The organism is Acidovorax sp. SRI_002 (genome assembly GCF_057586455.1).
The window spans coordinates 202,114-226,985 of record NZ_JBYCZW010000007.1; the positions used below are offsets into that span (position 1 = coordinate 202,114).

The 24,872-nt window shown below is 65.2% G+C and carries 23 protein-coding genes; 9 read left to right on the forward strand and 14 right to left on the reverse strand.

The genetic code is table 11. The features are described 5' to 3' along the window. Positions 1-52 precede the first annotated feature (52 nt). The 3 genes from chvE to AC2YJX_RS20230 all read right to left on the reverse strand — a co-directional run bounded on the left by chvE (position 53) and on the right by AC2YJX_RS20230 (position 3,806). Entirely contained in the window at positions 53-1,123 is a 1,071-nt protein-coding gene (chvE, locus tag AC2YJX_RS20220) for a multiple monosaccharide ABC transporter substrate-binding protein (RefSeq protein WP_142145499.1), read from the reverse strand. A gap of 187 nt (positions 1,124-1,310) precedes the next feature. After that, entirely contained in the window at positions 1,311-2,276 is a 966-nt protein-coding gene (locus AC2YJX_RS20225; RefSeq protein WP_137746565.1) for an ABC transporter substrate-binding protein, read from the reverse strand. Between the two features lie 78 nt (positions 2,277-2,354). Beyond that, positions 2,355-3,806, reverse strand: a complete 1,452-nt coding sequence (locus tag AC2YJX_RS20230) for an aldehyde dehydrogenase family protein (RefSeq protein ID WP_487257099.1) — start codon at positions 3,804-3,806, stop codon at positions 2,355-2,357. Positions 3,807-3,938: 132 nt separating this feature from the next. Here AC2YJX_RS20230 and AC2YJX_RS20235 point away from each other — a divergent pair, with 132 nt between their 5' ends. Then, on the forward strand, positions 3,939-4,901 hold the full coding sequence (locus tag AC2YJX_RS20235) for a LysR substrate-binding domain-containing protein (RefSeq protein WP_108497702.1): 963 nt from the start codon (positions 3,939-3,941) through the stop codon (positions 4,899-4,901). Between the two features lie 994 nt (positions 4,902-5,895). Here AC2YJX_RS20235 and AC2YJX_RS20240 read toward each other — a convergent pair. Next, the gene (locus tag AC2YJX_RS20240) at positions 5,896-6,717 is read right to left on the reverse strand and encodes an SDR family NAD(P)-dependent oxidoreductase (RefSeq protein WP_218299652.1); all 822 of its coding nucleotides are present in this window, start codon (positions 6,715-6,717) and stop codon (positions 5,896-5,898) included. Between the two features lie 120 nt (positions 6,718-6,837). On the opposite strand from AC2YJX_RS20240, the gene AC2YJX_RS20245 reads away from it, so the two are divergent. Together AC2YJX_RS20245 and AC2YJX_RS20250 are read left to right on the forward strand one after the other, a co-directional pair. Beyond that, positions 6,838-7,788 carry an SMP-30/gluconolactonase/LRE family protein gene (locus AC2YJX_RS20245; RefSeq protein WP_487257100.1) on the forward strand — a complete coding sequence of 317 codons (951 nt, stop codon included), beginning with the start codon at positions 6,838-6,840 and terminating at the stop codon, positions 7,786-7,788. A 190-nt stretch (positions 7,789-7,978) separates the two neighbouring features. After that, positions 7,979-8,932: an aldose 1-epimerase gene (locus AC2YJX_RS20250; protein ID WP_487257101.1), complete on the forward strand. Its 954-nt coding sequence runs from the start codon at positions 7,979-7,981 to the stop codon at positions 8,930-8,932. Positions 8,933-9,030: 98 nt separating this feature from the next. Here the strand turns inward: AC2YJX_RS20250 and AC2YJX_RS20255 are convergent, their stop codons facing one another. Together AC2YJX_RS20255 and AC2YJX_RS20260 are read right to left on the reverse strand one after the other, a co-directional pair. Then, positions 9,031-9,465: a DUF1801 domain-containing protein gene (locus AC2YJX_RS20255; RefSeq protein WP_487257102.1), complete on the reverse strand. Its 435-nt coding sequence runs from the start codon at positions 9,463-9,465 to the stop codon at positions 9,031-9,033. 12 nt (positions 9,466-9,477) lie between these two features. After that, positions 9,478-10,014, reverse strand: coding sequence for a GrpB family protein (locus tag AC2YJX_RS20260; RefSeq protein WP_487257103.1), 537 nt, complete (start codon positions 10,012-10,014; stop codon positions 9,478-9,480). A gap of 184 nt (positions 10,015-10,198) precedes the next feature. Between AC2YJX_RS20260 and AC2YJX_RS20265 the strand changes: the two genes are divergently transcribed. Further along, positions 10,199-11,548, forward strand: coding sequence for a midcut-by-XrtH protein (locus AC2YJX_RS20265; RefSeq protein WP_487257104.1), 1,350 nt, complete (start codon positions 10,199-10,201; stop codon positions 11,546-11,548). A gap of 305 nt (positions 11,549-11,853) precedes the next feature. After that, positions 11,854-12,990, forward strand: coding sequence for a GGDEF domain-containing protein (locus AC2YJX_RS20270; RefSeq protein WP_487257105.1), 1,137 nt, complete (start codon positions 11,854-11,856; stop codon positions 12,988-12,990). 1,003 nt (positions 12,991-13,993) lie between these two features. On the opposite strand, the gene AC2YJX_RS20275 is transcribed toward AC2YJX_RS20270, so the two are convergent. Next, positions 13,994-14,704 (reverse strand): hypothetical protein, encoded by a 711-nt coding sequence (locus AC2YJX_RS20275; protein WP_487257106.1) that lies wholly within the window; start codon positions 14,702-14,704, stop codon positions 13,994-13,996. A 59-nt stretch (positions 14,705-14,763) separates the two neighbouring features. Beyond that, a complete protein-coding gene (locus tag AC2YJX_RS20280; protein WP_487257107.1) occupies positions 14,764-15,711 on the reverse strand; it encodes a LysR family transcriptional regulator in 948 nt (315 codons plus the stop codon). Between the two features lie 97 nt (positions 15,712-15,808). Here AC2YJX_RS20280 and AC2YJX_RS20285 point away from each other — a divergent pair, with 97 nt between their 5' ends. Further along, the gene (locus AC2YJX_RS20285; RefSeq protein ID WP_487257108.1) at positions 15,809-17,053 is read left to right on the forward strand and encodes an MFS transporter; all 1,245 of its coding nucleotides are present in this window, start codon (positions 15,809-15,811) and stop codon (positions 17,051-17,053) included. A gap of 111 nt (positions 17,054-17,164) precedes the next feature. Here AC2YJX_RS20285 and AC2YJX_RS20290 read toward each other — a convergent pair whose 3' ends face one another. Then, on the reverse strand, positions 17,165-17,761 hold the full coding sequence (locus tag AC2YJX_RS20290) for a putative pterin-binding protein (protein ID WP_426304244.1): 597 nt from the start codon (positions 17,759-17,761) through the stop codon (positions 17,165-17,167). 239 nt (positions 17,762-18,000) lie between these two features. Between AC2YJX_RS20290 and AC2YJX_RS20295 the strand changes: the two genes are divergently transcribed. After that, complete coding sequence (locus tag AC2YJX_RS20295; RefSeq protein WP_487257109.1) at positions 18,001-19,197, forward strand: MFS transporter; 1,197 nt, start codon at positions 18,001-18,003, stop codon at positions 19,195-19,197. An 18-nt stretch (positions 19,198-19,215) separates the two neighbouring features. Here AC2YJX_RS20295 and arsB read toward each other — a convergent pair whose 3' ends face one another. From arsB to AC2YJX_RS20315, 4 genes are all read right to left on the reverse strand, one after another. Then, positions 19,216-20,238: an ACR3 family arsenite efflux transporter gene (gene arsB, locus AC2YJX_RS20300; protein WP_063463003.1), complete on the reverse strand. Its 1,023-nt coding sequence runs from the start codon at positions 20,236-20,238 to the stop codon at positions 19,216-19,218. Between the two features lie 243 nt (positions 20,239-20,481). Next, positions 20,482-20,994 carry an arsenate reductase ArsC gene (locus AC2YJX_RS20305; RefSeq protein WP_252659671.1) on the reverse strand — a complete coding sequence of 171 codons (513 nt, stop codon included), beginning with the start codon at positions 20,992-20,994 and terminating at the stop codon, positions 20,482-20,484. Between the two features lie 13 nt (positions 20,995-21,007). Then, a complete protein-coding gene (locus tag AC2YJX_RS20310) occupies positions 21,008-21,523 on the reverse strand; it encodes an ArsI/CadI family heavy metal resistance metalloenzyme (protein WP_487257110.1) in 516 nt (171 codons plus the stop codon). Between the two features lie 51 nt (positions 21,524-21,574). After that, positions 21,575-21,901, reverse strand: coding sequence for an ArsR/SmtB family transcription factor (locus AC2YJX_RS20315; protein WP_055397556.1), 327 nt, complete (start codon positions 21,899-21,901; stop codon positions 21,575-21,577). A 295-nt stretch (positions 21,902-22,196) separates the two neighbouring features. On the opposite strand from AC2YJX_RS20315, the gene AC2YJX_RS20320 reads away from it, so the two are divergent. Beyond that, the gene (locus AC2YJX_RS20320; RefSeq protein WP_487257111.1) at positions 22,197-23,252 is read left to right on the forward strand and encodes a methionine ABC transporter ATP-binding protein; all 1,056 of its coding nucleotides are present in this window, start codon (positions 22,197-22,199) and stop codon (positions 23,250-23,252) included. Between the two features lie 11 nt (positions 23,253-23,263). Further along, a complete protein-coding gene (locus AC2YJX_RS20325; protein WP_055397552.1) occupies positions 23,264-23,929 on the forward strand; it encodes a methionine ABC transporter permease in 666 nt (221 codons plus the stop codon). A gap of 168 nt (positions 23,930-24,097) precedes the next feature. Here the strand turns inward: AC2YJX_RS20325 and AC2YJX_RS20330 are convergent, their stop codons facing one another. Beyond that, positions 24,098-24,871, reverse strand: a complete 774-nt coding sequence (locus AC2YJX_RS20330; RefSeq protein WP_487257112.1) for a GNAT family N-acetyltransferase — start codon at positions 24,869-24,871, stop codon at positions 24,098-24,100. Position 24,872: the final 1 nt, after the last annotated feature.

The window sequence follows — 24,872 nt, forward strand, 5'->3', positions numbered from 1 at the left end:
TGCCTCAGAGGCATTCGCAGGCGGCGGCTTTAGATGCAGAAGCCGCTCGCGCTCACTTGATCTGAGACTCTTTGTAGTAGCCACTGCCCACCAGCACCGTGTTCCAGTTGGATACGTCCACCGATACGGGCTTGAGCAGGTACGAGGGCACCACCTTCACGCCGTTGTTGTAGGTCTTGGTGTCGTTGATCTCGGGCTGCTTGCCTGTCAGTACGGCGTCCACCATGTTGGCGGCCACCTTGGCCAGCTCGCGGGTGTCCTTGAACACGGTGGAAGACTGCTCGCCCTTGAGGATGGACTTGATGGAAGGCACCTCAGCGTCTTGGCCGCTGACCACAGGGCAGGGCTGCTGGGCGGTGCAGTAGCCCACGCCCTTGAGGGAGGACAGGATGCCGATGGAGATGCCGTCATAGGGCGAGAGCACCGCATGCACCTTGTCCTTGCCATAGTAGGCCGACAGCAGGTTGTCCATGCGCGCCTGGGCCACCGAGCCATCCCAGCGCAGCGTGCCCACCTTGTTCATACCGGTCTGCTTGCTGCGCACCACCAGCTTGCCGCTGTCGATGTAGGGTTGCAGCACGCTCATGGCGCCGTCGTAGAAAAAGAAGGCGTTGTTGTCGTCGGGCGAGCCGCCGAACAGTTCGATGTTGAATGGGCCCTTGCCTTGCTTGAGGCCCAACTTGTCCACGATGGACGTGGCCTGCAGCACGCCCACCTGGAAGTTGTCGAACGTGGCGTAGTAGTCCACGTTCTTCGATCCCTTGATGAGGCGGTCGTACGCGATGACCTTCACGCCCTTGTCGGCCGCACTTTGCAGCACGCGCGACAGCGTGGTGCCGTCAATCGACGCGATCACCAGCACCTTGGCACCCTTGGTGATCATGTTCTCGATCTGCGCGAGCTGGTTGGGGATGTCGTCTTCGGCGTACTGCAGGTCGGTCTTGTAGCCCCGGTCCTTAAGCACCTTGACCATGTTGTCGCCATCGGCAATCCAGCGCGCCGAGGACTTGGTGGGCATCGAGATGCCGATGGTGCCCTTGTCCTGGGCCGATGCCACGGACGTGGCGCCCATGGCAGCCAAGGCCACGGTGGCCAACACGGCCTTGAAAATTGCACGCTTCATTTGAGTCTGTCTCCTGATGTTGTTTTGATTTGATTGACGCTTGGATATGCAACGGCCTTGCGAAACTGTCGCTGCCCAATTCCAGTGCCAACGCGCAAGGGCCGCCCCGCCGCGCCGGTGGCGTCCCCCTTCCCGCATCGCAAAGCGATGCGAGAGAAAGGGGGAAGGCGCGCAGCGCCTCAGGGGGTTAATACTTCCTGTTCGGCATTTCCTTCGCCGCCACTTCCATCGGGAAGATGCCTTCTTCGGTCACGATGCGCTTGGGCACGGCCTTGCCAGCCTTGATGTCCTTCACGGCGCTCATCAGCTGCGGGCCGAGCAGGGGGCTGCACTCCACGCTCACGTTGAGCTTGCCGGCGATCATGGCTTCGAAGGCGCCCTTCACTGCGTCGATGGAGATGATCACGATGTCCTTGGCGGGCTTCATGCCGGCCTCTTCGATGGCCTGGATGGCGCCAATCGCCATGTCGTCGTTGTGCGCGTACAGCACATTGATCTTCTTGCCCTCGGCCTTCAGGAAGGCCTCCATCACTTCCTTGCCCTTGGCGCGGGTGAAGTCGCCGGTCTGGCTGCGGATGATCTTGAACTTGGGGTCGGCCTTGATGACTTCTTCAAAGCCCTTCTTGCGGTCGATGGCAGGGGCCGAGCCCACAGTTCCTTGCAGCTCGACGATGTTGACCTCGCCCTTCTGGTCCTTCATCTTCTCCACCAGCCAGCGACCGGCCTTGCGGCCTTCTTCCACAAAGTCCGAGCCCATGAAGGTCACGTACAGCGACGTGTCCTTGGTGTTCACTGCGCGGTCGGTCAGCACCACGGGGATCTTGGCGGCCTTGGCCTCGCGCAGCACGGGTTCCCAGCCCGACTCCACCACGGGCGAGAACGCAATCACGTCCACCTTCTGCGCGATGAACGAGCGGATGGCCTTGATCTGGTTCTCCTGCTTCTGCTGCGCGTCCGAGAACTTCAACTCGATGCCGGCCTCTTTGGCGGCCGACTTGATGGACTCGGTGTTGGCGGTGCGCCATTCGCTCTCGGCCCCCACCTGGCTGAAGCCCAGCACGAGGGGCTTTTGCGCCCAGGCGGCGCCGGGCAGCAAGGCGGCCACGGGCACGCTGGCCAAGGCGGCAGCAACGGTGCGGCGGTTCATTTTCATCATCTTGTCTCCTGTCTGTAATGGTTGGTTGACGATGGTTGCGGGATGGAAAGAAGGAACGAACGAAAAGGGCAGGGCTCAAGCCAGCATGTAGCCCGTCTTGACCGTGGTGTAGAACTCAGCGGCGTAGCGCCCCTGCTCACGGGCGCCGTAGCTCGATTCCTTGCGGCCACCAAAAGGCACATGGAAGTCCACACCCGCCGTGGGCAGGTTCACCATGGTCATGCCCACGGCAGCGTGGCGCTTGAAGTGCATGGCGCGCTTGAGCGACGTGGTGCAAATGCCCGCGCACAGCCCAAAGGGCGTGTCGTTGGCCAAGGCCAGTGCGTGCTCGTAGTCGTCAGCCCGCAGCACGCAGGCCACGGGGCCAAAGATTTCCTCGCGCGCCACGCGGTGCTCGGGGCGGGCCAGGAAGAGGGCGGGGCTCATGTAATGGCCTGGGGTGGGGCGCTCCAGGCGCTCGCCACCCCAGACATGCTCCGCTCCCTCGCTCTTCGCAATGTCGATGTAGTCCAGGTTTTGTGCCAGCTGGTTGTCATCCACCACCGGGCCCATCTCGGTGCCGCGCTCCAGCGCGTGGCCCACCTTCAGGCTGGCCAGCCGGTTGCGCAGGCGCGCCACAAAGGCGTCGTGCACCTCGGCCTCCACGATGAGGCGGCTCGACGCCGTGCAGCGCTGGCCGGTGGAGAAATACGAGCCCTGCAGCGCGCAGTCCACCGCCTGGTCCAGGTCGGCGTCGGCCAGCACGATGAGCGGGTTCTTGCCGCCCATCTCCAGCTGCACCTTGGCGCGCCGTGCTGAGGCCGCGCGCAGGATGCGGTCGCCCGTGGCGACCGATCCGGTAAAGCTCAGCGCGTTGATCAGCGGGTGGTCCACCAGCGTCTGGCCCACCTCGCGGCCGCTGCCCATGACGAGGTTGAAGGCGCCGGCGGGCAGGCCGCTGCGGCTGATGATCTCGGCCAGCGCCCAACCACAGGCGGGCACCAGCTCGGCGGGCTTGAACACCACGGTGTTGCCGTAGGCCAGCGCCGGGGCGATCTTCCAGGCCGGGATGGCGAACGGGAAGTTCCACGGCGCGATGATGCCCACCACGCCCACAGGTTCGCGGGTTACGTCCACCTGCACGCCCTGGCGTACAGAGGCCAGCAGCTCGCCCTGGATGCGCAGCGCCTCGCCCGCAAAAAACTTGAAGATCTGCCCGCTGCGCGCCACTTCGGCGATGCCTTCGGGCAGGGTCTTGCCTTCTTCGCGGGCCAGCAGTGCGCCCAGCTCGTCCTTGCGTGCCAGCAGCTCGCTGCCAATCATGTCCAGCACGTCGGCGCGGCGTTGGGGGGGGCTCTGGCTCCAGGTGGGCAGGGCGTCGGCCGCCGCGCGCACGGCCAGCTCGGTCTGGTTGCGGTCGGCGCGGGCGTATTCGGCCACCACCTCGCGGGTGTCCGACGGGTTGGTGCTGATGCCGGTGGTGGTGCCGATTTCCCACCGGCCGTTGATCAGGTGCCGGGGGCTGAGCTGGAGGTCGCCGAGCTTCATGGAGAGAGGCCTTTGTTGCAGTTGCGGCGAAGTCTATGGAAGGTTTAGATATCAATCCAATCGTTTTTTAGACAAAATACATATCGTTCTTTGCATTCTGGAAAACCCCTCCCTTTTCCCGTCGTCCCATTCATGAGCACCTACAACCACTGGTTCATCCGCGCCCGCCTCAAGACGCGCCAATTGCTGCTGCTGGTGGCCCTGGCCGAAGAGGGCAACATCCACCGCGCCGCCCAGGTGCTCAGCATGACCCAGCCCGCTGCGTCGAAGCTGCTCAAGGACCTGGAGGACGTGCTGGAGGTGTCGCTGTTTGACCGCCTGCCGCGTGGCATGCGCCCCACCTGGTACGGCGAAACGATGATCCGCCACGCCCGCATGGCCCTGGCCAACCTGAACCAGGCGCATGACGAGATCGGCGCGCTCAAGCGCGGGCACTATGGCCAGGTGGGCATCGGCGCCATCACCTCACCGGGCCTGAGCCTGTTGCCCGCCGCCGTGGCGCTGGTCAAGCAGGAGCATCCCAGCCTGCGCATTTCGCTCGACATTGAAACCAGCCCGGTGCTGCTGGAGCGGCTGGAGCAGGGCAAGCTCGACATCGTGGTGGGCCGCCTGTACGAGGAGCACGACAAGGAGAATCTGCGTTATGAGTCGCTGACGGAGGAGCTGGTCTGCGCCATGACACGCCCGGGCCACCCGTTGTCGAGCATGACCGGGTTGACGCTGCGCGATGTGGTGTCGGCCAGCTGGATCGTGCCGCCAGCGGGCAGCGTGCTGCGGCACCGGTTTGACCTGATGTTCCAGCAGGACGGGCTTGCGCCGCCGCTGCACACGGTGGAGACATCGGCCCTGCTGTTCATCACGCGCATGCTGCAGCAGAGCGACATGATTGCGGTGGTGGCGGAGGATGTGGCGCGCTATTACGCGGCGCATGGGATCGTGACGGTGTTGCCGCTGGCGATGCCGTGCCATATGGATGCGTTCGGGATCATCACGCGGTCGGACCGGCTGTTGTCGCCGGCGGCGAAGGTGATGATGAAGGCGTTGAAGCAGACGAGTCTGGTGCAGTATGGGCGTAGGTTGGAGGTGGGGGATTGATTTTTTTTGGATGAAATTGGCTGCTAGCGCTTGTGAGGTAAGCGCTGGCAGCTATTGTTTTTGTAGTTTTAGGCCTCCTGTCCGTTCGGGCTGAGCTGGTCGAAGCCTTGCGTGCTGGTTTGAGAGGCTTGCTTTTGCCAAGGGCGGAGGCCGGGTCTCGGCCCGGCGGCCGAGGTACTTGTTCTTTGCTTCGCCAAAGAAAAGTACCCAAAAGAAAGGCGACCCCCAGTCTGCGACCCCTGCGCTTCGCTACGGGGCAACCTGCGCCGGGGCGGTTGCGGGGTGCGCCGCAGAACTCACTGCGCTGCTTCGCAGCTCCGTTCGGACAACTGCGGCGAGTCAGTTCACGAAGCATGGGCGCTTCGACGCCCATGCCACCCCACAACCGCCCCGCCGCAGGCGCAGCCAGCAGGGGGTTGGGCAGCCGAACCTCCAACAGCCGAACAGCCACACGGGCCATTGCTGCGCTCGGCCGTGCCTGCGCAGCGCGAGGCGCTTGCGCCCGCGAGACCGTGCCGAGCGCAGCGTAGCGAAGCAATGGCCCGTGTGGATGTCCGCTCCCCCGGGTTCCCTTCTGGAAGCGCCTGGGGCGCGCAGGGCGCGGGGTGGCGCGTGTGCCGAAGGACACACGCGCTTCGTGAACTGACTCACCGCAGTTGTCCGAGCGGAGCGCCAAAGGCGCGCAGCGAGTTCTGCGGTGCACCCCGTGACCGAGCACCCCAGGTTGCCCCGGAGCGAAGCGCAGGGGTCGCAGACAGCAGGGTCGCCCTTTCTTTGGTTCCTTTCTTTCGGCGACGCGAAAGAAAGGGACTCGCCCGCCGGGGCGACAACCCGGCCTCCGCCTCCAACCCAAGCACGCCGCCCAAACCAGAGAACGAGCTTCCCCCGGCTTCGACAGGCTCAGCCCGAACGGGCGGGAGTCATCAGGACTGCAAAAACAATAGCTGCTAGCGCTTGATGGATAAGCGCCAGAGCCCAAAAAAACTTCAAAAAATCAAACCCACCCCGCATCCACCTTGAACTCCTGCGCCGTACACATCGCCGCATCATCCGACGCCAAAAACAACACCATCCGCGCAATGTCATGCGGCCGCAGCTTGTCCGGCAAACACTGGTTGCGCGCCAATTCCTTCTCGCCCTCGGCATCCAGCCACAGCTTGATCTGCCGCTCCGTCATCACCCACCCCGGCGAAACCGTGTTGATGCGGATCCGGTCCTGCCCCAGCGTCTTGGCCAGCCCGCGCGTGAGGCCGTTCACCGACGACTTGGCAATGGCATAGCAAGGGTAGCCCGTGCCCTTGCCCTGCCAACCGGTGGAGCCCAGGTTGATCACCGAGCCCGCGCCCAGCCTGCGCATGCCCGGCACCACGGCCTGGATGGCGAAGAAGGCGGGGCGCTCGTTGATGGCCATGCGCTCGTCGTAGTACTCAGGCGTCACGGACTCCAGCGTGTGCCGGTCGTCGCTGGCCACGTTGTTCACCAGCACCGCAAAGTCGCTTCCCAGCTCGGCCGCCGCTTCGGCCACACAGGCCTGCAGGGCGTTCACATCGCGCACGTCACACACACGCCACCAGGGGCGGGGCAGGCCTGCGTCGGCAATGTGCTGGGCTAGGGCTTCGCTGGCGTTGCGCGCCACGTCCACAAAGGCCACGCGGGCGCCTTGTTCGGCAAACGCCGCAACGATGGCCGCGCCAATGCCGCTGCCGCCGCCCGTCACAAACACGGCACGGCCTTGCAGGCTGGGGAACTTCGCCAGGCCCTGGGGGGCGCCGGTGGCATCGGTCGAGGAAGAGGAGGGGGTAAAAACCTTTGACATATAAATATTGCAATCAATCAATTGAAAAAAATTTCATTTCAAGCATCAATTGGCGTTGATAAGATGCCGTTCGTCAAGTGCCTGGCGGCAGGCCGATACAAAAAAAGACCGGAGACACGCATGCGCCCCTTGCTGGATACCCCCTTCTCTTCGCCCGAGGGCGCTGCCCGTTCCGCGCCCATCACCGGCGCCGTGCGCTGCGTGATCGCACTGGGCAACGCGCTGGGCGAAGGCGTGCTCTGGTCGGTGCGCGAGCAGGCCGTGTACTGGGTGGACATCCTTGGGCGCGAGTTGCACCGCTGGGACCCGGCCACCGGCGCCCACCAGCGCTGGACGCTTGACGAAGAGATCTCCGCTATCGCCGAACGCGCGCATGCCCCCGGCTTCATCGTCACGCTGCGCCGGGGTTTTGCGCTGTTCGACCCGGCCACCGACATGGCCCCGCGCTACCTGCACCAGCCCGAGCCCGACCGCGCGGGCAACCGCTTCAACGACGGCAAGTGCGATGCACAAGGGCGCTTCTGGGCGGGCTCCATGGACTTTGCGTGCGAGGCGCCCACGGGCGCGCTCTACCGCTATGACCCCGACGGCAGTTGCACCCGCCACGACGACGGCTTTGCCGTGACCAACGGCCCCACCTGGTCTGGCACGGGGCAGGGTGCGGCCATGTTTTTCAACGCCACCATCGAAGGCAACACCTACCGCTACGACAGCGATCTGGCCGCAGGCACCGTGTCGAACAAAACGCTGTGGAAGCATTGGCTGCCCGATGACGGCCTGCCCGATGGCATGACCACCGACGCGCAGGGCCGCCTGTGGATTGCACACTGGGGCGGCTGGTGCGTGACCTGCCACGACCCGGTAACCGCCGTCGAACTGGGCCGCGTGCGCTTGCCAGTCAGCCAGGTCACCACTTGCGCGTTTGGCGGCGCAGACCTGCGCACGCTGTTCATCAGCTCGGCGCGGGTAGGCCTCACGCCCGAGCAACTGGCGGCCGAGCCGCTGGCCGGGGCGCTGTTTGCGGTGGACACCGACAGCCTGGGTCTGCCCGCCCATCCATTTGGCGGCTGAGAGCGGCTAACAAATACCTTCTGGCGTCGTTGCCGCGTCTTGTCGTACTACCCGTACTGCCTGCGACGCGGCGCCTGGCCAGAACCGCTTCGCTGGGTTTTGTTATCCGCTCTAAGCACTGAAGAACGCAGCCCCGCGCGCTCTGCCAACCCGCAATCCCTGTCAACACACCAAAGAAAGCACACCGCCCATGACCGAGGCCGCATCCTCCCACCCCATCATCTGGCTGCACCACGCGGGACAGCACCTGGGCCTGGTGCCTACCCTCGGCGGCAGCGTGGCGGCCTGGCAGATCGACGACCCGCAAGAGGCTGGCGCACGCATCGACCTGTGGCGCCCGTGGGACGGCGCCACGCCCGACCTGTACCAGCTCGCGTCGTTTGCCATGGTGCCCTGGTCCAACCGCATCAGCGGCGGCGGGTTTGAGCACGCGGGCCAGTTCCACCCCATGCGCCCCAACCGCGTGGGCGAGCCGTACCCTATTCACGGCGATGGCTGGCTGCAGCCCTGGCAACTTACCCAGCCCGCACCCGACACGCTGCAGATGCAACTTCGCTCCGAGCGCTTTGACGGCAACCCCTACGAGTACGAATGCGTGCAGACCTTCCGCCTGGTGGACGGCGGCCTGGACCAGTCGGTGCAGGTGCGGCACCTGGGCGCGCAGCCGCTGCCCTACGGCCTGGGCCTGCACCCCTGGTTTCCGCGCACGCCCCGCACGCGCATCACGGCGCCGGTGCAGGGCGTGTGGCTGTGTGGCGATGACCCTCTGCCCACACAGCACACGCAGCACTTCCCGCCCGGCTGGGACTTGAACAGCGGCGCTCCCGCCAATGGCGGCCTGATCGACAACGCCTACACCGGCTGGGGCGGCACGGCCCAGATCGACTGGCCCGAGCGGGGCCTGCGCTTGACCGCCCAGATGCCGGACTTTGCGCAAGACGGCGGTACCGACCAGCACTACTGCCTGATCTACCGACCGCCACAGGGCCCAGCATTCTGCTTTGAGCCCATCACACAACCCATCGACGCCTTCCATCAGCCCGGGCAGCCCGGCCTGCGCACGCTGGCGCAGGGGGAGTCGATGGCGCTGCGTGTGCAGTGGCGCTACAGCAGCTGCATGAGTGAGGTGGATGTGGGGCAGTAGATTTTGATTGAAATTGGCCCTAGCGCTTAATGGTTATCGGTTGTTTGCTATCGAAATAATAGTTTTCAGACACGACTGACTCCGCGGGCTGTCTGCACCTAACTGGCCGTGCGTGCACCCCGTGCCGATTTCGCCTTGGCCTTCGCACCCCCGGCATTCAGGGCGACCGCTGCGCGGATCAGCGCCTTGAAGGCCTCCGCGTCCACGGTGTCCCCTTCGTGGATGTCTATGGCACGCCGCGCGTTACCGTCCAGACTGGCGTTGAAGAGCTTCGCCGGGTCTGGTAACGAAGCGCCCTTCAGAAAGGTCAGTTTTACCGCTGACTTGTACGACTCGCCCGTGCACAGAATCCCGCCCAGCGACCACACGGGCGTGCCGTTCCACTTCCATTCCTCCAACACCTCGGGCGCCGCCTCATGGATCAGCAGGCGCATGCGGCCCAGTGCTTGCCCGCGCCAATCGTTCAGGTCGGCGATGCGCTGGTCGATCAGCACCGATGCGGGCGGGCCTTCGGGGGTTTTTGCAGTGCTCATGGGGTCTCCTGGTCAGTCAAGGTTGCAAGCCCCGCCTGCAACCGGTGCGGATTCCGCGCAGCGGCCGGGTAGCACCTGAGGGGTCAGAACGTTGGTGATGAAGCGTGATTTTTCCTCACGGTAGCGCTCCATGCCAAAGGGCGCAAAACGCTGCTTGAGCTGGTTGTACTGCTCCACCAGGCGCGGGTCTGCACGCAAGGCATCGCGAAAGTGCAGAAAGAACTCAAACTCCGATCCCTTGGCCACTACCTGCAATGCCACGTCCGTGTCTGTGCGTGGCGACAGCAGCATGCACAGCTCTGGCGTGCGCAAGGTGTCCTTTTTGGCCACGTAGCCTGCGCCCTGCAGCACCTGAACGGCCCGCGCGTGCTCTTGCGCAGTCACCAGCACGCAAATGTCCAGATCGCCTTTGGACACCGCTCCAGGAATGGCGGAGGCACCAATGTGCTCCAACTGGGCAAGGGGTAGGAGCCGGGCGATCTCTTGCACTACGGACAGATATACGGCACCAGCGGCTGCCTGGTACTCGGAGGGTTCCAACAACTTCATGGGGTCATGATGATGCCAGTCTGGCGGGGCAGCGGCCCCTGCAAAAGCCTGGTTCAGGACGGCTCGGGCTGCTGCTTTCGATCACCCCCATGCGCCCCCGTCCGCCCTGCTGAGGTTGTGATAATTTGCAACTATCCGACCGCCACCCCAACCACCCCAACCACCCCGCAGGGACGATCAACCGATGAAGAACACCCAACCTGGAAGCGCTGGTCCGTTTGCACCGCTGGCCATGCTGATGCTGCTGTCCACGCTGCCCTTTGCCGCGTCGGCCCAAACGATCTCCAGCGGCGCCCCTGCCGTGGCCAACGTGCCGGTGGACAGCCCCTTGGCGCTGGGCGCCTTGCTGGTGGCGGTTGCGCTGGCCGGGTGGTGGTCGCTGCGCCGCAGTCACGGCGTGCGGCGTGTGGCTTCGCTGCTGCTGGTGGCCGCAGTGGTGGGCCTGGCGGGGCAGGGGTCAGGTTTGATGGCGCAGGTTGTCAGTGCCTTCACCCAACCTGCGGGCGAGACACTGCCCATTACCGTCAGCCCCATCACAGCCGGTGGCTTCACAGGCTTTCAGCCTGCGGACTTCAGCAACAACTCAGGCGCTGCGCTGCGAATTGCCGCCATCGACCCGCCCGACCTGGCCCAGTGTTTTGCCACCAACCCGGCCAACACCTTGCTGCCCCCCGGGCCTCCCACGCCATCGCCCCATCCCGCCTGCGGCGTGGGGGCCATGCTGGCCAATGGTGCCACCTGCCGGGTGGATGTCGAGGCCATCTGCCGCAGCCTCTACGTCTCGGGCGCCACGCTGACCGCCATCAGCCCCACCTCTGGCACTGCATCGGGTGGGGTCGGCGTCACGCTGACCGGCACCGGGCTCACCGGCGCCACCAGCATCACTTTTGACGGTGTGCCCGCTACCTCGGTCAACGTGGTCAACGCCACCACCATCACGGCGGTCACGCCAGCGCATGCAGCGGGTGCCGTCAATGTGGCGGTTTTCACCCCGGCCGGGGCCGCTCAGCTGGCCAACGGCTATACCTACCTGATCACCGCTGTGGGGCAAACCAGTGGCGGCGGCGTGATTGCTGCGCTGGGCGGCGGGCTGAACAACCTGATTGCGGCCACCGCAGACAACAGCACCGGGATCGGGTGGGGTGGCTTCGGCACGGCCGTGGGGCCGGGTGCGCAAAGCGACACCGACGGTGCCAGCAACACCGCCGCCGTCGGTGCGACGCTGGGTGCGGGTGTTTATGCCGCGCAACTGTGCAGCACCTACCAGGTCGATTCGCAAGGCAATACGCCCTGCCAGGCGGGCAACACCTGCTACAACGACTGGTTCCTGCCCGCCCGCAACCAGCTCGCAGCGCTGTATACCAACAGGGTGGCGGTAGGCGGCTTCGCCAACGCCCTCTATTGGAGCTCCACCGAGAGCTCGGCCTCGCCCCTGACCGACGCATGGATCAATGATTTTTCCATCGGCAATCCGGTGACCATCCCCAAGACCCAAAACCTGCAGACGCGGTGCGTGCGTGCCTTCACGCCTTGAAGGCCGGGGCGCATGCCGTAAAACGCCGAAAATTTGGCTGAAATATGCTCTGGCGCTTGATGGACAGGCGCCAGAAGCTATCAAATAGTGAGCAATCGACCTTGGGCATATGCAGAACACCGGCCGGGCCGCAACGGCCCGTGGTTTACCCGCTTGCTGCCCATTGCACCTGCCCACACCCTTAACGTCATCCGCAGCGGGGCGTAGGCTGCAAGTGGTGGTGCATGGCGCCCCTCATGCTCTGTCGCCTTGGCCTGTGCAGCCCATCCCCCAAACTGGAACGATTCCGGCAAACTGGCACCACCATGAACGTGATAGACCCGCGCACCGCCATCGTGTTGATCAGCGCCATGAGTGCGCTGATGGCGCTGGTGCTGTGGGCCCTCAAGCGCAGCTACCCGCCTAGCATTCAGGGTCTGGGCCAATGGGCGCAGGCGCTGTTGATCATTGTGGTGGGCGGCATCCTGGCGGCCTCGCGTGGGCAACTGCCTGAAATCCTCACCACGGCCGTGCCCAATTTCTTGCTGTGCTGGGGCGTGTATGGCCTGTATGCGGGCACCCAGTGTTTTTACGGCGTGCGCCCAGCCACCTGGCGCTGGCTGGCAGTGACTGTCGCCGTCACGCTGGGCACCCTTTGGTTTGCCCTGGGCGACCCCAGTTACACAGCCCGCCTGCGGCTTGTGACGGCACTCTTGGCCGTGATGTTTGCCGTGCACGCCTGGTTCATCGTGCGGCAGGGCATGGGCAGCTTTTCGCGCTGGCTCACGGTGGGGGTGATCGTGTACATCGCCGTGATTCAGCTGGTGCGGCTTGCCACCACGTTCTTCCTGCCCATGGGCGACACTATCTTGAGTGGCACGCCGCAGCACGTGCTGTTCATCGCCAGTTTTTCCGTGTCTGTCCTGCTGTTTTCGGTGGGCGCCGTGCTGATGGCTGGCGACCGCCTGCGGGCCGAGCTGGAGCTGCTGGCCACCCGCGACTCGCTCACCAACACCCTGACCCGGCGCTACATGGACGAAGCCTGCGCCATCGAGCTGGAGCGCAGCCACCGCACCGGCCAGCCCCTGGCCATGCTGATGCTGGACCTGGACCATTTCAAAACCATCAACGACACCCACGGCCACCAGGCCGGCGACCGCGTGCTGGTGGAGTTTGCCGCCAAGGTACAGCGCTGCCTGCGCAGCAAGGACCTGCTGGGCCGCTTTGGCGGCGAAGAATTTGCCCTGCTGCTGCCCAACACCCCCCTGGACGCCGCCCTGCAGGTGGCCGAACGCATCCGCGCCGCCTGCGTGCCCCAGGGTAACGAGGTGGGCTGCACCGTCAGCATCGGCGTCACCCTGAGCCTGCCGCAGAACGACTCGATGGACAAGCTGCTGGCGCGGGCGGATGCGGCGCTGTATGAAGCGAAGAACACGGGGCGGAATCGGGTGGTGGCGGGGTAAGAGGGCTCTCTGACGAAGGGTAGAAGTGGGGCGTTTTCGGCCCGAAACGGCCCATGGAGGAGATCCGGCAGATGATCGCCCAGCAGCGGTTGATGTCATCCGCGCTTCGTCGTTGAACGCGTGCTATCGGCCAGGAGCAGCCGGTCACCGCAAATGAAAGCGGACGTTCAACGTTTGACATGAGCTGCGTGACCCGGCTTGCCGGAGCACGTCAGCTCGATGGAAGGGTTGGGCCTCACGCATATACGGCGAGGCCTTATCTGGAATATTGCGTTGCTCAACGGGAGTAAATGGCCGCGCCAACCATGTGAAGCGCACCCCAAAGCAGGAGGAGTAGCAATGCCCCAAGTATGAGGCTCACGGTGAGACCTGTTGAGCTTCTGGATACAGCAATACCCGCAGCCACCAGGAGACACAAGACGGCTGGTACTCCTGCGAGTGCGCCGCCGTTGCTTCCCATCGCACCTGCGAGGACGAGCAAGACCACGCCAATCAGAATGAGCGGGATAGCGAACAGTCCTTTGACGACTCGAGTGCCGGCGGATGATTTCGAACCAGCTGCCGGCGGATGAGCTAGCGGGGTTGCCGTTGGCTTCCAAGCGGCGTTTCCGCTGAAGGATGCAGAGCATTTCGGACAGCTGATAGCAGCCTCCCCGACATCTGCAGAACAATTGGGGCAATAGGGCATAGGTTTGTCGGTGAGGCCTAACGCCTAACGTGATGTATCCCGCAAAACCTGCGGAATAAACTGGACCGTGCGGGATATTCTGGACACTAATTTCTCCTGGAAGTGGCTTGCAGCTTAGATTTGCAAGGTACGACCTATTTAAACGTCCAGGTATAAAAACTCCATGAAATCCGGCACGCGTCAACTCGGCAAACTATAGCTCGCCAGTCGGAAGGCACCGAGATTTCCAACAGTAGCGTGCAGCAAGTCAAAGGCAGCTTCTGGGCGTCGCTTCTGAACGGCGGCTCTGGGCCCATGTCCGACATTCGACAACCTTCATGTGAACTGGTCATAAAACACCTCAATCTGGCTGGTAGCGACCAGGGCTTGGAGCGGAAAGACCAGCCAAGGAGTTGCGACCTCCATGTCATTGAGGCGAACTAACAATTGATCTCGCACATCCGGTTTCACCTCCTGCCGCCAGTTCAGCACTTGGCCCCAGGTCGAACTCCCGTTCAAGTGCAAGGGAAACCGTGCGGACTGAACTGAAGCGCTATAGGCCGTTGGAAAGAGTCGCTTGTATGCCTGCAGGTTGTAGAGCCAAGAAACGCCGCGCACGGTTGTAGCGCGTGGCTCCGTGCGCTGAACATGCGATATCAGTTCTTGTAAATCGGCCCTCCTTGCGCTGGAATTCTCAATAGCAAGCGGACTGGAATTGATTCCATCTGGCGCAACAAAGTGGATGCGCAAGGTACCGTATGCATCGGGCGGATCGTAAGAAAAACAGCCGAACGACCGTTTGACTTCGATGTAGGAAAGAGATTGTTGGAACTCGGCACATAAAGCGACTTGCTCGGCACGGTCATCAACCGCGCTTTTTACCTTGTTCAGAAAGAGTTTCCACCTACTTCCGCCAGTGTCCCCCCACAGATTCAGCCTGCGTCGCAAGTTGGTACAGCGGTCAATGGCGACGTCGAGAGACACTGCCGCTTTCGCTGCGTAGTGCGTGGCAAATTTCAATTGCAGGGAGAAATAGTCTTCAAGCATGTATATGACGTTAGCACCGTCTTGCCAACTTCCACTTCTGGCCGGCAGTCGTCGTCCGCTCAAGACACCACCCCCCGCATCCCCGCCAACCCCGGCATTGCCCCCCGCATCCCCTCCAAAAACAACCGCAACCGCGCCGGATAAAACCGCGCATGTGGATACACCAGATACACCGGCAACGAGGGGGCCTGCCAGGTGGGCACCAAGTGCAGCAAGCCGCCTGCGCGCAGATCCGCATCTACGATCCACGCCGATGCAATACACGCGCCGAGCCCGGCCAGGGCGGCGCTGCGCAGGGCGTACAGGCTGTCGGTGGCCAGGCGGGGGGTGATGGCGAAGGTGCTGGCCTCGCTGCTGTGCTGGTGGGTCAAGGTGACTTCGCGCTGGTAGAAGGTGCTGAGCGCCAGCCAGGGTAGATCCTTCAGATCCTGCGCGTGTTGCGGTGTGGGCCGACTTGCCATGAGGGCGGGCGATGCCAGTACGATGCGCGGCACTTCGGCAAGGCGAATGGCGACCACCGAGGGGTCTTCCACCGCACCCACCTGGATGGCGCAGTCAATACCTTCTGCGATGAAGTCAGGGCGGCGGTCGTGCAGCATCCATTCCACCGAAACATCGGGGTAGCGGCGCAGGTAGTCCATCAGCGGGGGGATGAGCTGGTTTTGCCCGAAGGCGTGGGGCGCCAGCACGCGCAAGGTGCCGCGCGGTGTGTCGGCCGTGCCGCGCAGGTCGTCTTCCATGGCGCGCCAGTCTTCCAGCAGGGCTTTGGCGTGGGCAAAGCAGCGGTCGCCGTCTTCCGTCAGTTTCATCACATGGGTGGAGCGCTGCAGCAGCTTGACGCCCAGGCTGCGCTCCAGCGCTTGCAGGCGGCGGCTCACGGTGGGCTGGCTGGTGCCCAACTGCTGGGCGGCGGCAGACAGGCTGCCGGCCTCGACGATGCGGACAAAGGTCTGCATCAGCTCGATGCGGTCGGCGCCGGGCGGCTGGGTCGGGAGGGTGTTGGTCATACGTCAAGCGTATAACGAATCTGCAATTCAGCCTACTACCCAGCGCGGCGACGGGATAGAACAATCGCACCATTCCTTTTAAACCGATGGTGTTGTGATGTCTTCCATTCAAAATGTGCATGCAAGGGGTGTGGCGGGGCGGGCCCCGGTGGCGCTGGCTGAAGAGAGTGCGGCAGGCGCGGTGGGCGCGCCGCTGCTGTTGCTGCTGGCGACCACGGCGGGGCTGAGCGTGGCGTCGCTGTATTACAGCCAGCCCATGCTGGGCGTGCTGGGGCACGACATGCAGGCCGACAGCCGCGTGGTGGGGCTGGTGCCCACGCTCACGCAGCTGGGGTATGCGCTGGGCATCTTGCTGCTGGCGCCGCTGGGTGACCGGTTTGACCGGCGCCGCATCATCGTCATCAAGTCCATCGCGCTGATGCTGGCGCTGCTGCTGAGCGGCCTGGCGCCCGGCATGGGCGCGCTGCTGGCGGCCAGCCTGGCCGTGGGTCTGGCGGCTACGGTGGCGCAAGACGTGGTGCCCGCTGCCGCCACGCTGGCCCCGGCCGCACAGCGCGGGCGCATGGTGGGCACGGTGATGACGGGGCTGCTGCTGGGCATTTTGCTGTCGCGCGTGGTCAGCGGCTTTGTGGCGCAGCAGTGGGGCTGGCGCACGGTGTATGTGGCGGCGGCGGTGGCCGTTGCGCTGCTGACGGTGGCGGTGTGGCGCGGCCTGCCGCGCTTTGCGCCCACCACGCAGATGGGCTATGGCGCGCTGATCGGCTCCATGGTGGCCTTGTGGCGCCAGCACGCAGCGCTGCGCCGCGCGGCCTGGGCGCAGGGGCTGCTGGCCGTGGGCTTCAGCGCGTTCTGGTCCACGCTGGCGGTGATGCTGCACAGCCAGTTTCAGCTGGGCACGGCGGCGGCGGGTGCGTTTGGCTTGGCTGGGGCGGCAGGTGCCTTGGCTGCCCCGCTGGCCGGGCGCCTGGCCGACAAGCGGGGGCCCGAGGTGGTCACGCGCTATGGCGCCGGGCTGGCGGCTGCGTCGTTTGCCGTGATGGCGCTGGCACCGCTGCTGCCTGCGCAGGCCCAGCTGGGCTTGATTGTGGTCAGCGCCATCGGCTTTGACTTTGGCGTGCAGGCCACGCTGGTGGCGCACCAGACCATCGTGTACGGCATCGACCCTGCAGCGCGCAGCCGGCTCAATGCGCTGCTGTTCACGGGCATGTTCATCGGCATGTCGGCCGGGGCGGCGCTGGGCGCCTTGGTGCTGGCGCAGTGGGGCTGGCTGGGCGTTGTGGCGTTGGCTACCGCGGGGTCGCTGGCTGCACTGGCGGTGCGGATCGCGGGGCGGACACGGTGATTTGAATGGAAAATGCCTCTAGCGCTTGATGGGAAAGCGCTAGCAGCTATCAAAAACAGAGCGGCCAGGAAGCCGCTCTTTCTTTTTTGCTGGGCTACCTTGCCGGTGGCCTCAGGCCTTCTTCACTTCAATGTGATACAGCCCCCAGGGGCACAGGCCAAAGCGTTCCTTCACCGGCTTGTCCTTGAAGGCGGGCAGCACGTCCGCGTCGTACACCGCCCACTGCGGGCCCAGGCCGCCCAGGGCCATGGGCTGGCCGTCGATGTGGGTGGCGACGATCATGCGGTAGGCCTGCACGTCGGCCATGCTGATGGTCACGTTGTAGCCGTCCACCGCGCGCAGCACCAGCTGCACGGGGCTGCCAGCGGCCACACCGGCAGCGGCCAGCACGGTGGTGAGCAGGGGGCCTTTGAGCGTGTGGGGCTTGCTGTCGTATTCGAGCGTGGGCTTGATGGTGACGGCGGGCATGCGCTGCAGGGCGGCGGCGTCCAGCGCGTGGGCTTTGTCGAACTGGATGCCGTGTTTGCCCATCATCTGGTCGATGGTGGCATCGAGCGCGCCCCGGTTGGGCTGGGTGATGGCGCCGCTGATGGTGAGCAGGGCGGGGCTGGCGGATGTTTTGGCGGGTGGGGCGGCGTGGCTGCTGGTGGTGGCGGTCCACAGGCCTGCCAGGCCGACGCTGGCAGCCACAAAGTTTCTTTTGTTCATGCTCGGTTTCTCCTCGTGTGATGCTTGGTTGATTGATCGATGGATGGGGCACATCAATCCGGGGCGCATGGTAAGCGCAGGACTGGCGCTTGCCACCCAAAAAAGTGTCAGTACCTGTGTGGACGTGCCGCGCGTGCTGCGTGTGCCGTGTGGCATGCGTGTCCTGTGGCCTTCAACCCCCAGGGTGCATGGCGCACCCTGCCAGCGCGCAGACGCGAGCCGCACCACAATCGGCGCCCATGACTTCTTCTTCGACGATGCTGCGGCTGATCAGCCTGGCGGCCTTTTGCAGCATGGCCTCCATGCGTGTGTGCGACCCGATGCTGGTGGCACTGTCCCTTGAGTACAAGATCACCACGGGCGACGCCTCGGCCGTGATTGCCGCGTTTGCCGTGGCCTATGGTGTGCTGCAGCTGGTGTATGGCCCGCTGGGCGACCGGGTGGGCAAGGTGCGCGTGATCATTGGTGCCACGGCGGCGTGTGCGGTGTTCAGCGCCATGACGGCGCTGGCGCCCAGCTTCAGCCTGCTGGTGGTGGCGCGGGCGGCCATGGGGGCGGCGGCGGCCGGGATCATTCCGCTGTCGATGGCGTGGATTGGCGATGAGGTGGCCTACGAGCAGCGGCAGGAAACATTGGCGCGGCTGATGGTGGCCACGGTGACCGGGATGATGGCGGGCCAGTGGTTTGGCGGCTTTGCCACCGAAACGCTGGGCTGGCGCGCGGCGCTGGGTGTGCTGGCCGTGCTGTTCTTTACGGCGGCCACGCTGCTGTTGCGGCACGCGCGTGCCATCGGGGCGTTGCGCACGGTGGTGGTGCCGGGTGCACCGGCGTTTTCGCTGGCCAATTACGTCGCGGGCACGGCGGCGCTGCTGCGCATTCCGCGTGTGCGCTGGGTGCTGACGGTGGTGGCGATTGAAGGCGCGCTGGCGTTTGGCACGCTGGCCTTTGTGCCCGCGCGCATGGTCGATGGGTTTGGCCTGTCCGCCTCTGCGGCGGGTGGCGTGATGGTGCTGTATGGCGTGGGCGGGCTGATCTACAGCGTGTTTGCGCGGCGTTGGCTGGCGGCGCTGGGCGAGCGGGGGCTGGCCGTGCTGGGGGCCAGCTTCATTGCCATCGGCCTGCTGTCGCTGGCCTGGGCGCCTGCGGTGGGCTGGGCCATGCTGGGCTGCTTTTTGGCGGGTATCGGCTTTTACATGTTGCACAACACGCTGCAGGTGCAGGCCACGCAGATGGCGCCCGAGGCGCGGGGCACGGCGGTCACGCTGTTTGCGTGCCTGCTGTTCCTGGGCCAGTCCACGGGCGTGCTGCTGGTGGCCTTCAGTGTGGACCGGGGCTGGTTGCCGCCGGTGTTCACGGTGGCGGCGGTGGGGGTGTTTGTGCTGGGGCTTCTGATCTCGCGCCGGGTGCAGGCGCGCGGGGCGGTGGCAGGCGCGTGATCACCCCGTCAGTGGTTGTCAGCCCCGCGCCTCGTACCAGCCCTTGCTGCGGTTGACCACTGCCACCACCAGCAGCATCACGGGCACCTCGATCAGCACGCCCACCACCGTGGCCAGCGCTGCGCCTGAGTGAAAGCCAAACAGGCTGATCGCCGTGGCCACGGCCAGCTCGAAGAAGTTGGACGCGCCGATCAGCGCCGAGGGGCAGGCGATGTTGTGCTTTTCGCCCACGGCGCGGTTCAGGCCGTAGGCCAGGGCCGAGTTGAACAACACCTGGATCAGGATGGGCACGGCCAGCAGGGCGATGACCAGCGGCTGCTGCAGGATGGCCTCGCCCTGGAAGGCGAACAGCAGTACCAGCGTGGCCAGCAGGGCGGCGATGGACCAGGGCCCGGTGCGCGCCACGGCGGCGTCGAAGGCGGCCTGGCCTTTGCGCAGCAGGCGCTTGCGCAGCCACTGGGCGATCACCACGGGGATCAGGATGTAGAGGACCACCGAGGTGAGCAGCGTGTCCCACGGCACGGTGATGGCCGACAGGCCGAGCAAGAAGGCCACCAGCGGCGCAAACGCCACGATCATGATGCTGTCGTTGAGGGCCACCTGCGACAGCGTGAACAGCGGGTCGCCGCCGGTGAGGCGGCTCCACACAAACACCATGGCCGTGCAGGGCGCGGCGGCCAGCAAAATGAGCCCGGCGATGTAGCTGTCGATCTGGTCGGCAGGCAGGTACGGCGCGAACCAGTGGCGGATGAACAGCCAGCCCAGCAGCGCCATCGAAAACGGCTTGACCAGCCAGTTGACGAACAGCGTCACGCCAATGCCGCGCACATGCTGGCGCACCTCGGCCAGCGCGCCAAAGTCCACTTTCAGCAGCATGGGGATGATCATCACCCAGATGAGCAGACCCACCGGCAGGTTGACGCGTGCCACCTCCAGCGCGCCCACGGCGCGCGCCGCGCCGGGCAGCCACTGGCCCAGCGCAATGCCCACCACGATGCACAGCAGCACCCAGACGGTGAGGTAGCGCTCGAACACCGCCATGCCAGCGGCCGGGGAGGGGGGCAACGCGCTGGCAGCAGCGCGTTGCGAATGGCTTGGTGGCAGGGTCATTTCAGTGATCCCTTCAGTGATCCATTGCGCTGCGCGCCACCCGCGATGCATGAAACTGGCGCGGCCCAAACCCGTGCACCCGTGGAACTGGCTTTGCCAGGCCACCGGGTGCGTCCCCCTCCCGCGCAGCGAGAGAGGGGTGAAGGCGCGAAGCGACTCAGGGGGTGTTTCATCTTATTGCGCGGGCAGGTTGCGGGCCGTGGCTTGCAGCGCGGTGGCGGCGAGCTTGTCGTCGGGCAGGTTCACCAGCAGTTCCAGGCGCTGCTTGATGGCGTGCAGGGTTTTGCGGAAGGCCTCGGCCTTGTCGGCATCCGAGCCATCGCCCGCTGACGGGTCGGCATAGCCCCAGTGCGCCGTGGCCGGGTGGCCGGGCCAGAAGGGGCAGACCTCGCCCGCTGCGTTGTCGCACACGGTGATGATCAGGTCCATGTGCGGCGCACCGGGGGCGGCAAACTCGTCCCAGCTTTTGCTGCGCAGCCCTTCGGTGGGGATGCCCGCGTGGGCCAGCGCCTGCAGGCCCAGCGGGTGGGGCTGCTGGTTGTCGCGCGGGCTGCTGCCGGCTGAATAGGCCTTGAAGCGGCCTTGGCCCATGGCGTTGAGCAAGGCCTCGGCCAGGATGCTGCGGGCGGAGTTGTGCGTGCACAAAAAGAGCACGTTCAAAGGAGGACGTTGTGGGGTGGCGTTCATCGTGGCTCCAGGCTCAGCAGCATTTGTTGGTGTTGTTGGCAGTGGGGCCGCAGCAGGTGGCCTGCCCAGGTGCGGGGGCCGATGGCGCGCCCGTGGGGCAGCAAGCGGCCTGGGCTGGCTGCTGCGTGGTCTTGGCTGGCTGCTGCGCAGCGGCTTCGTTGAACACGGGGATGTTGCCCAGCGTGTGGAAGTGTTCCCAGGCCACGCCCTGCGGGTCGGTGATCCAGTGCTTGTCGCTGCGGGCGTAGCAGCAGGTTGTGGCGCCTTCGTCCAGCAGGGCCATGTCGGCACCCTGGGCGCGGGCCTTGAGCTCGGCCAGCTCGTCGGCCTCGTCCACCTGGAAGCCCAGGTGGTCCACGCCGGGCTTGTCGCCCCGGGTAGAGATGGCGAAGTTCACGCGCGGGTCTTCGAGCATCCATTTGGCGTAGTCGGTCTCGACACGTGCAGGCTCGGCCGCGAACAGCCTGGAATAGAACGCGATGCTCTTGGCAAGGTCATCGACATGCATGTGGACGTGGAATCGCTTCATGGTGGTTTCCTTTCGGCTGTGGGTCGTGGGGTGGAAGTTGTTGGGGGGCGATCAGCACTGGCAGGCGGCGGTGGCCTCGTCGGTCAGGCAGGCAGCGCCCTGGCAGCAGTTCTCGGTCAGGTAGGCCAGCAGGTCGTTCATGGTGGCAAACGAGGCGCGGTAGATCAGGTTGCGGCCCTGGCGCTCCTGGCTCACCAGGCCCGCGTGGGTCAGCTCCTTGAGGTGGAACGACAGCGTGTTGGGCGCAATGCCCAACTGCTCGGACAGCCCGCCGGGCGTGAGCCCCTCCTGGCCCGCCACCACCAGGGCGCGGAACACCCGCAGGCGCACTTCCTGGGCCAGGGCGGCGAGGGATCGGATGACGTCGGTTTCTTGCATGATTCGATAATACAACAAAAGTTGAAATATAGAAGTGTGGCCTGGAGAAGTTTTCGGAGTCGTCAGGAAAGTTCAAGGAAAAATGGCAGCCTGCGCGCTATGGTGTTGACCTGATAGCTATGAATTTCATAGTTACTGAAGTCTGTGTACCACGGTCTTCATAACTCGGCGATCTAATCACCCGATTTTTTAATTGTTTGTGAACTTACGATTCGCCGATACAGTCGCCCATCCTTTTCCAGACCCGCGCGGCAGCGGCCACTCACTGTGGGGCCGCTGCCGCGCACTGCTTTCCATGATCGATTTACGGGGTATCACCCAAATCTACCAGGGCCCACAAGGCCCCGTCGAAGCCCTGCGTGGCATCGACCTCACCATCCAGCCGGGCGAAGTGTTCGGCATCATCGGCAAGAGCGGCGCGGGCAAAAGCTCGCTGGTGCGCGTCATCAACCTGCTCAACCGGCCCACCACGGGCCAGGTCATCGTGGGCGGCCGTGACCTGACACAGCTGAACGACGCGCAACTGCGCGAGGCCCGGCGCGAGATCGGCATGGTCTTCCAGCACTTCAACCTGCTGTCGTCGCGCACCGTGTTCGACAACGCCGCGTTGCCGCTGGAACTGGCGGGCATGGACAAGGCCGCGATCCGCGAGCGCGTGAATCCGCTGCTGGAGCTGGTGGGCCTGGCCCACCTGGCCGACCGCTACCCCGCGCAGATCAGCGGTGGGCAAAAGCAGCGCGTGGGCATTGCGCGTGCGCTGGCCAGCCGGCCCAAGGTGCTGCTGAGCGACGAGGCCACCTCGGCGCTGGACCCGGAGACGACCCGCTCCATCCTCGACCTGCTGCGCCAGGTCAACCGCGAGCTGGGCCTCACGGTGGTGCTCATCACCCACCAGATGCAGGTCATCAAGCAGGTGGCCGACCGCGTGTCCGTGATCGAGGCGGGTCGCATCGTGGAGCAGGGCCGGGTGCTCGATGTGTTCACGCGCCCGCAGCAGGCCATCACCAAGAGCCTGATCGACGAAATCCTGCCGCAAGAGCTGCCCGTGAGCGTGCTTGACCATGTGCGCAAGCTCACCCGCCAGCTGGCCACCACGGCGCCCGGCCACGCGGGGCGGCTGCTGCGGCTGTCTTACTCGGGCGACAGCGCCTACCAGCCCATCCTGTCGCAGCTGATCCGCGAGTTCGGTGTGGACATGAGCATCCTGCACGGCCAGGTGGACGAGATCCAGGACGAGACCTTCGGCTCGCTGGCCGTGTACGCCAGCGGCGAGCCCATGCAGGTGCGCGGCGCGGTGGAGCACTTGCGCGCAGGCGGCGTGGCAGTGCAAGAAGTCACGATCGAGATCTGAGGAGGAAAGCCATGTTCGACCATTTCACTCCGGCCATGCTGGACCTCTTTGCCTCCTCGTTGTGGGAGACGCTCATCATGGTGGGCATCTCCGGCATCGTGGGTGGCCTCATCGGCGTGCCGCTGGGCGTGTTCCTGCGCCTCACGGACCACGGCGGCGTGTTGCAGAACGGCCCCGTCAACAAGCTCGTAGGCTGGCTGGTGAATGCCGTGCGCTCCACGCCTTTCATCATCCTGCTGGTGGCCATCATCCCCTTCACGCGCTTCATCACGGGCTCGTCCATCGGCACCGCCGCCGCCGTGGTGCCGCTGACGATTGCTGCCGCACCCTTCGTGGCCCGCCTCGTTGAAGCCGCGCTGCGCGAGGTGGACCACGGCCTCGTCGAAGCTGCTCAGGCCATGGGCGCCACCACCAGCCAGATCGTGTGGAAGGTGCTGCTGCCCGAGGCGCTGCCCGGCATCGTGGCGGGCCTGACCATCACCTTCGTGAGCCTGACCGGCTACTCGGCCATGGCCGGTGCGATTGGCGGCGGTGGTTTGGGTGACCTGGGCATCCGCTACGGCTACCAGCGCTTTCTGCCCGAGATCATGCTGGCCGTGGTGCTGGTGCTGATCTTCTTTGTGCAGGCCGTGCAGAGCCTGGGCGACTGGGCGGTGCGCAGGTTGAGCCACCGGTGAGTGGTTGATTGGCTGTTTCTTTTGCTATTTATTTGATAGCTATAGAGGGATGATGGAAGAGCGCAGACGGCCATTTTTCTTTAAACTCTGGCGCCCGTCTCCGCACCCATAGCTGCCCTCACCTTCACTCCCTCTCCCGCAAGGGGAGGGGGAGCCTGAATAACCCCTTCAGCCCGGCACCCGGTAGTGGTAGCCGTACGCCGTCTTGAACCCCATCGACTGGTACAGCCCCAGCGCTGGCGTGTTCTGCGCGCGCACCTGCAGGTAGGCGCTGGCTGCCCCGGCCTCGGCGGCCCAGTGCAGCAGGGCTGTGACCAGCGCGCGCCCGCGCCCGCCGCCCCGGTGCTCAGGCGCCACGGCCAGGTCGTACAGGCCCACGGCGCCGCGCTCCAGCACTGCCAGCCCAAAGCCCACGGGCTGGCCCTGTGCATCGTGCTGCAGGGCAAACGCGGCAGGGTGGGCGATGTGGTCCAGCATGCTGTTGTGCAGCGCGCGGTGGTGCGTTGGCACGCTGTTGGCGGCGGCAAAGCCCTCCAGCCAGGCGGCAGTGGGCGTGGTGCTGATATGGGTGCTGCCATCGGGCTTGCCGACCGAACCCAGGGCCAGCGGCCGGTGCAACACCAGTGAGGGGTCGAAGTGCTGGTAGCCCGCCTCGGCCAGTTCCAGGTCGGCCTCGGGCGGGGCCAAGGGCGAGATGCGGAACACGGCGGGCAGCCCGTGCCGTGCGTACAGCGCTGCAGCCGCTTCGCGCACCCCGTCAAACGGCGCGCCGGGCAGCAGCGCGTTGACCGAATTGGCACGCTTGGTGTAGCCGCCCGACAGCCGGAACACCCAGCCCCGGTGGAACACCGTCTGGCGCGCGGGCCAGGCGTTGAAGGCGCGTTCTTCAAGGGCGCGGATCAGGGCTGCGGGGACTGTGGGCTCGATGGTGGTGGGCGTCATG

Excerpts from the sequence above, each read along its gene's own strand:
- AC2YJX_RS20285 (WP_487257108.1), top strand. The coding sequence starts at position 15,809 with ATGTCTTCCATTCAAAATGTGCATGCAAGGGGTGTGGCGGGGCGGGCC.
- AC2YJX_RS20310 (WP_487257110.1), bottom strand. The coding sequence starts at position 21,523 with ATGAAGCGATTCCACGTCCACATGCATGTCGATGACCTTGCCAAGAGC.
- AC2YJX_RS20255 (WP_487257102.1), bottom strand. The coding sequence starts at position 9,465 with ATGAGCACTGCAAAAACCCCCGAAGGCCCGCCCGCATCGGTGCTGATC.
- AC2YJX_RS20260 (WP_487257103.1), bottom strand. The coding sequence starts at position 10,014 with ATGAAGTTGTTGGAACCCTCCGAGTACCAGGCAGCCGCTGGTGCCGTA.
- AC2YJX_RS20250 (WP_487257101.1), top strand. The coding sequence starts at position 7,979 with ATGACCGAGGCCGCATCCTCCCACCCCATCATCTGGCTGCACCACGCG.
- AC2YJX_RS20270 (WP_487257105.1), top strand. The coding sequence starts at position 11,854 with ATGAACGTGATAGACCCGCGCACCGCCATCGTGTTGATCAGCGCCATG.
- AC2YJX_RS20295 (WP_487257109.1), top strand. The coding sequence starts at position 18,001 with ATGACTTCTTCTTCGACGATGCTGCGGCTGATCAGCCTGGCGGCCTTT.
- AC2YJX_RS20290 (WP_426304244.1), bottom strand. The coding sequence starts at position 17,761 with ATGAACAAAAGAAACTTTGTGGCTGCCAGCGTCGGCCTGGCAGGCCTG.
- AC2YJX_RS20325 (WP_055397552.1), top strand. The coding sequence starts at position 23,264 with ATGTTCGACCATTTCACTCCGGCCATGCTGGACCTCTTTGCCTCCTCG.
- AC2YJX_RS20280 (WP_487257107.1), bottom strand. The coding sequence starts at position 15,711 with ATGACCAACACCCTCCCGACCCAGCCGCCCGGCGCCGACCGCATCGAG.
- chvE (WP_142145499.1), bottom strand. The coding sequence starts at position 1,123 with ATGAAGCGTGCAATTTTCAAGGCCGTGTTGGCCACCGTGGCCTTGGCT.
- AC2YJX_RS20240 (WP_218299652.1), bottom strand. The coding sequence starts at position 6,717 with ATGTCAAAGGTTTTTACCCCCTCCTCTTCCTCGACCGATGCCACCGGC.
- AC2YJX_RS20305 (WP_252659671.1), bottom strand. The coding sequence starts at position 20,994 with ATGAACGCCACCCCACAACGTCCTCCTTTGAACGTGCTCTTTTTGTGC.
- AC2YJX_RS20330 (WP_487257112.1), bottom strand. The coding sequence starts at position 24,871 with ATGACGCCCACCACCATCGAGCCCACAGTCCCCGCAGCCCTGATCCGC.
- arsB (WP_063463003.1), bottom strand. The coding sequence starts at position 20,238 with ATGGCGGTGTTCGAGCGCTACCTCACCGTCTGGGTGCTGCTGTGCATC.
- AC2YJX_RS20230 (WP_487257099.1), bottom strand. The coding sequence starts at position 3,806 with ATGAAGCTCGGCGACCTCCAGCTCAGCCCCCGGCACCTGATCAACGGC.
- AC2YJX_RS20265 (WP_487257104.1), top strand. The coding sequence starts at position 10,199 with ATGAAGAACACCCAACCTGGAAGCGCTGGTCCGTTTGCACCGCTGGCC.
- AC2YJX_RS20225 (WP_137746565.1), bottom strand. The coding sequence starts at position 2,276 with ATGAAAATGAACCGCCGCACCGTTGCTGCCGCCTTGGCCAGCGTGCCC.
- AC2YJX_RS20235 (WP_108497702.1), top strand. The coding sequence starts at position 3,939 with ATGAGCACCTACAACCACTGGTTCATCCGCGCCCGCCTCAAGACGCGC.
- AC2YJX_RS20245 (WP_487257100.1), top strand. The coding sequence starts at position 6,838 with ATGCGCCCCTTGCTGGATACCCCCTTCTCTTCGCCCGAGGGCGCTGCC.
- AC2YJX_RS20320 (WP_487257111.1), top strand. The coding sequence starts at position 22,197 with ATGATCGATTTACGGGGTATCACCCAAATCTACCAGGGCCCACAAGGC.
- AC2YJX_RS20275 (WP_487257106.1), bottom strand. The coding sequence starts at position 14,704 with ATGCTTGAAGACTATTTCTCCCTGCAATTGAAATTTGCCACGCACTAC.
- AC2YJX_RS20315 (WP_055397556.1), bottom strand. The coding sequence starts at position 21,901 with ATGCAAGAAACCGACGTCATCCGATCCCTCGCCGCCCTGGCCCAGGAA.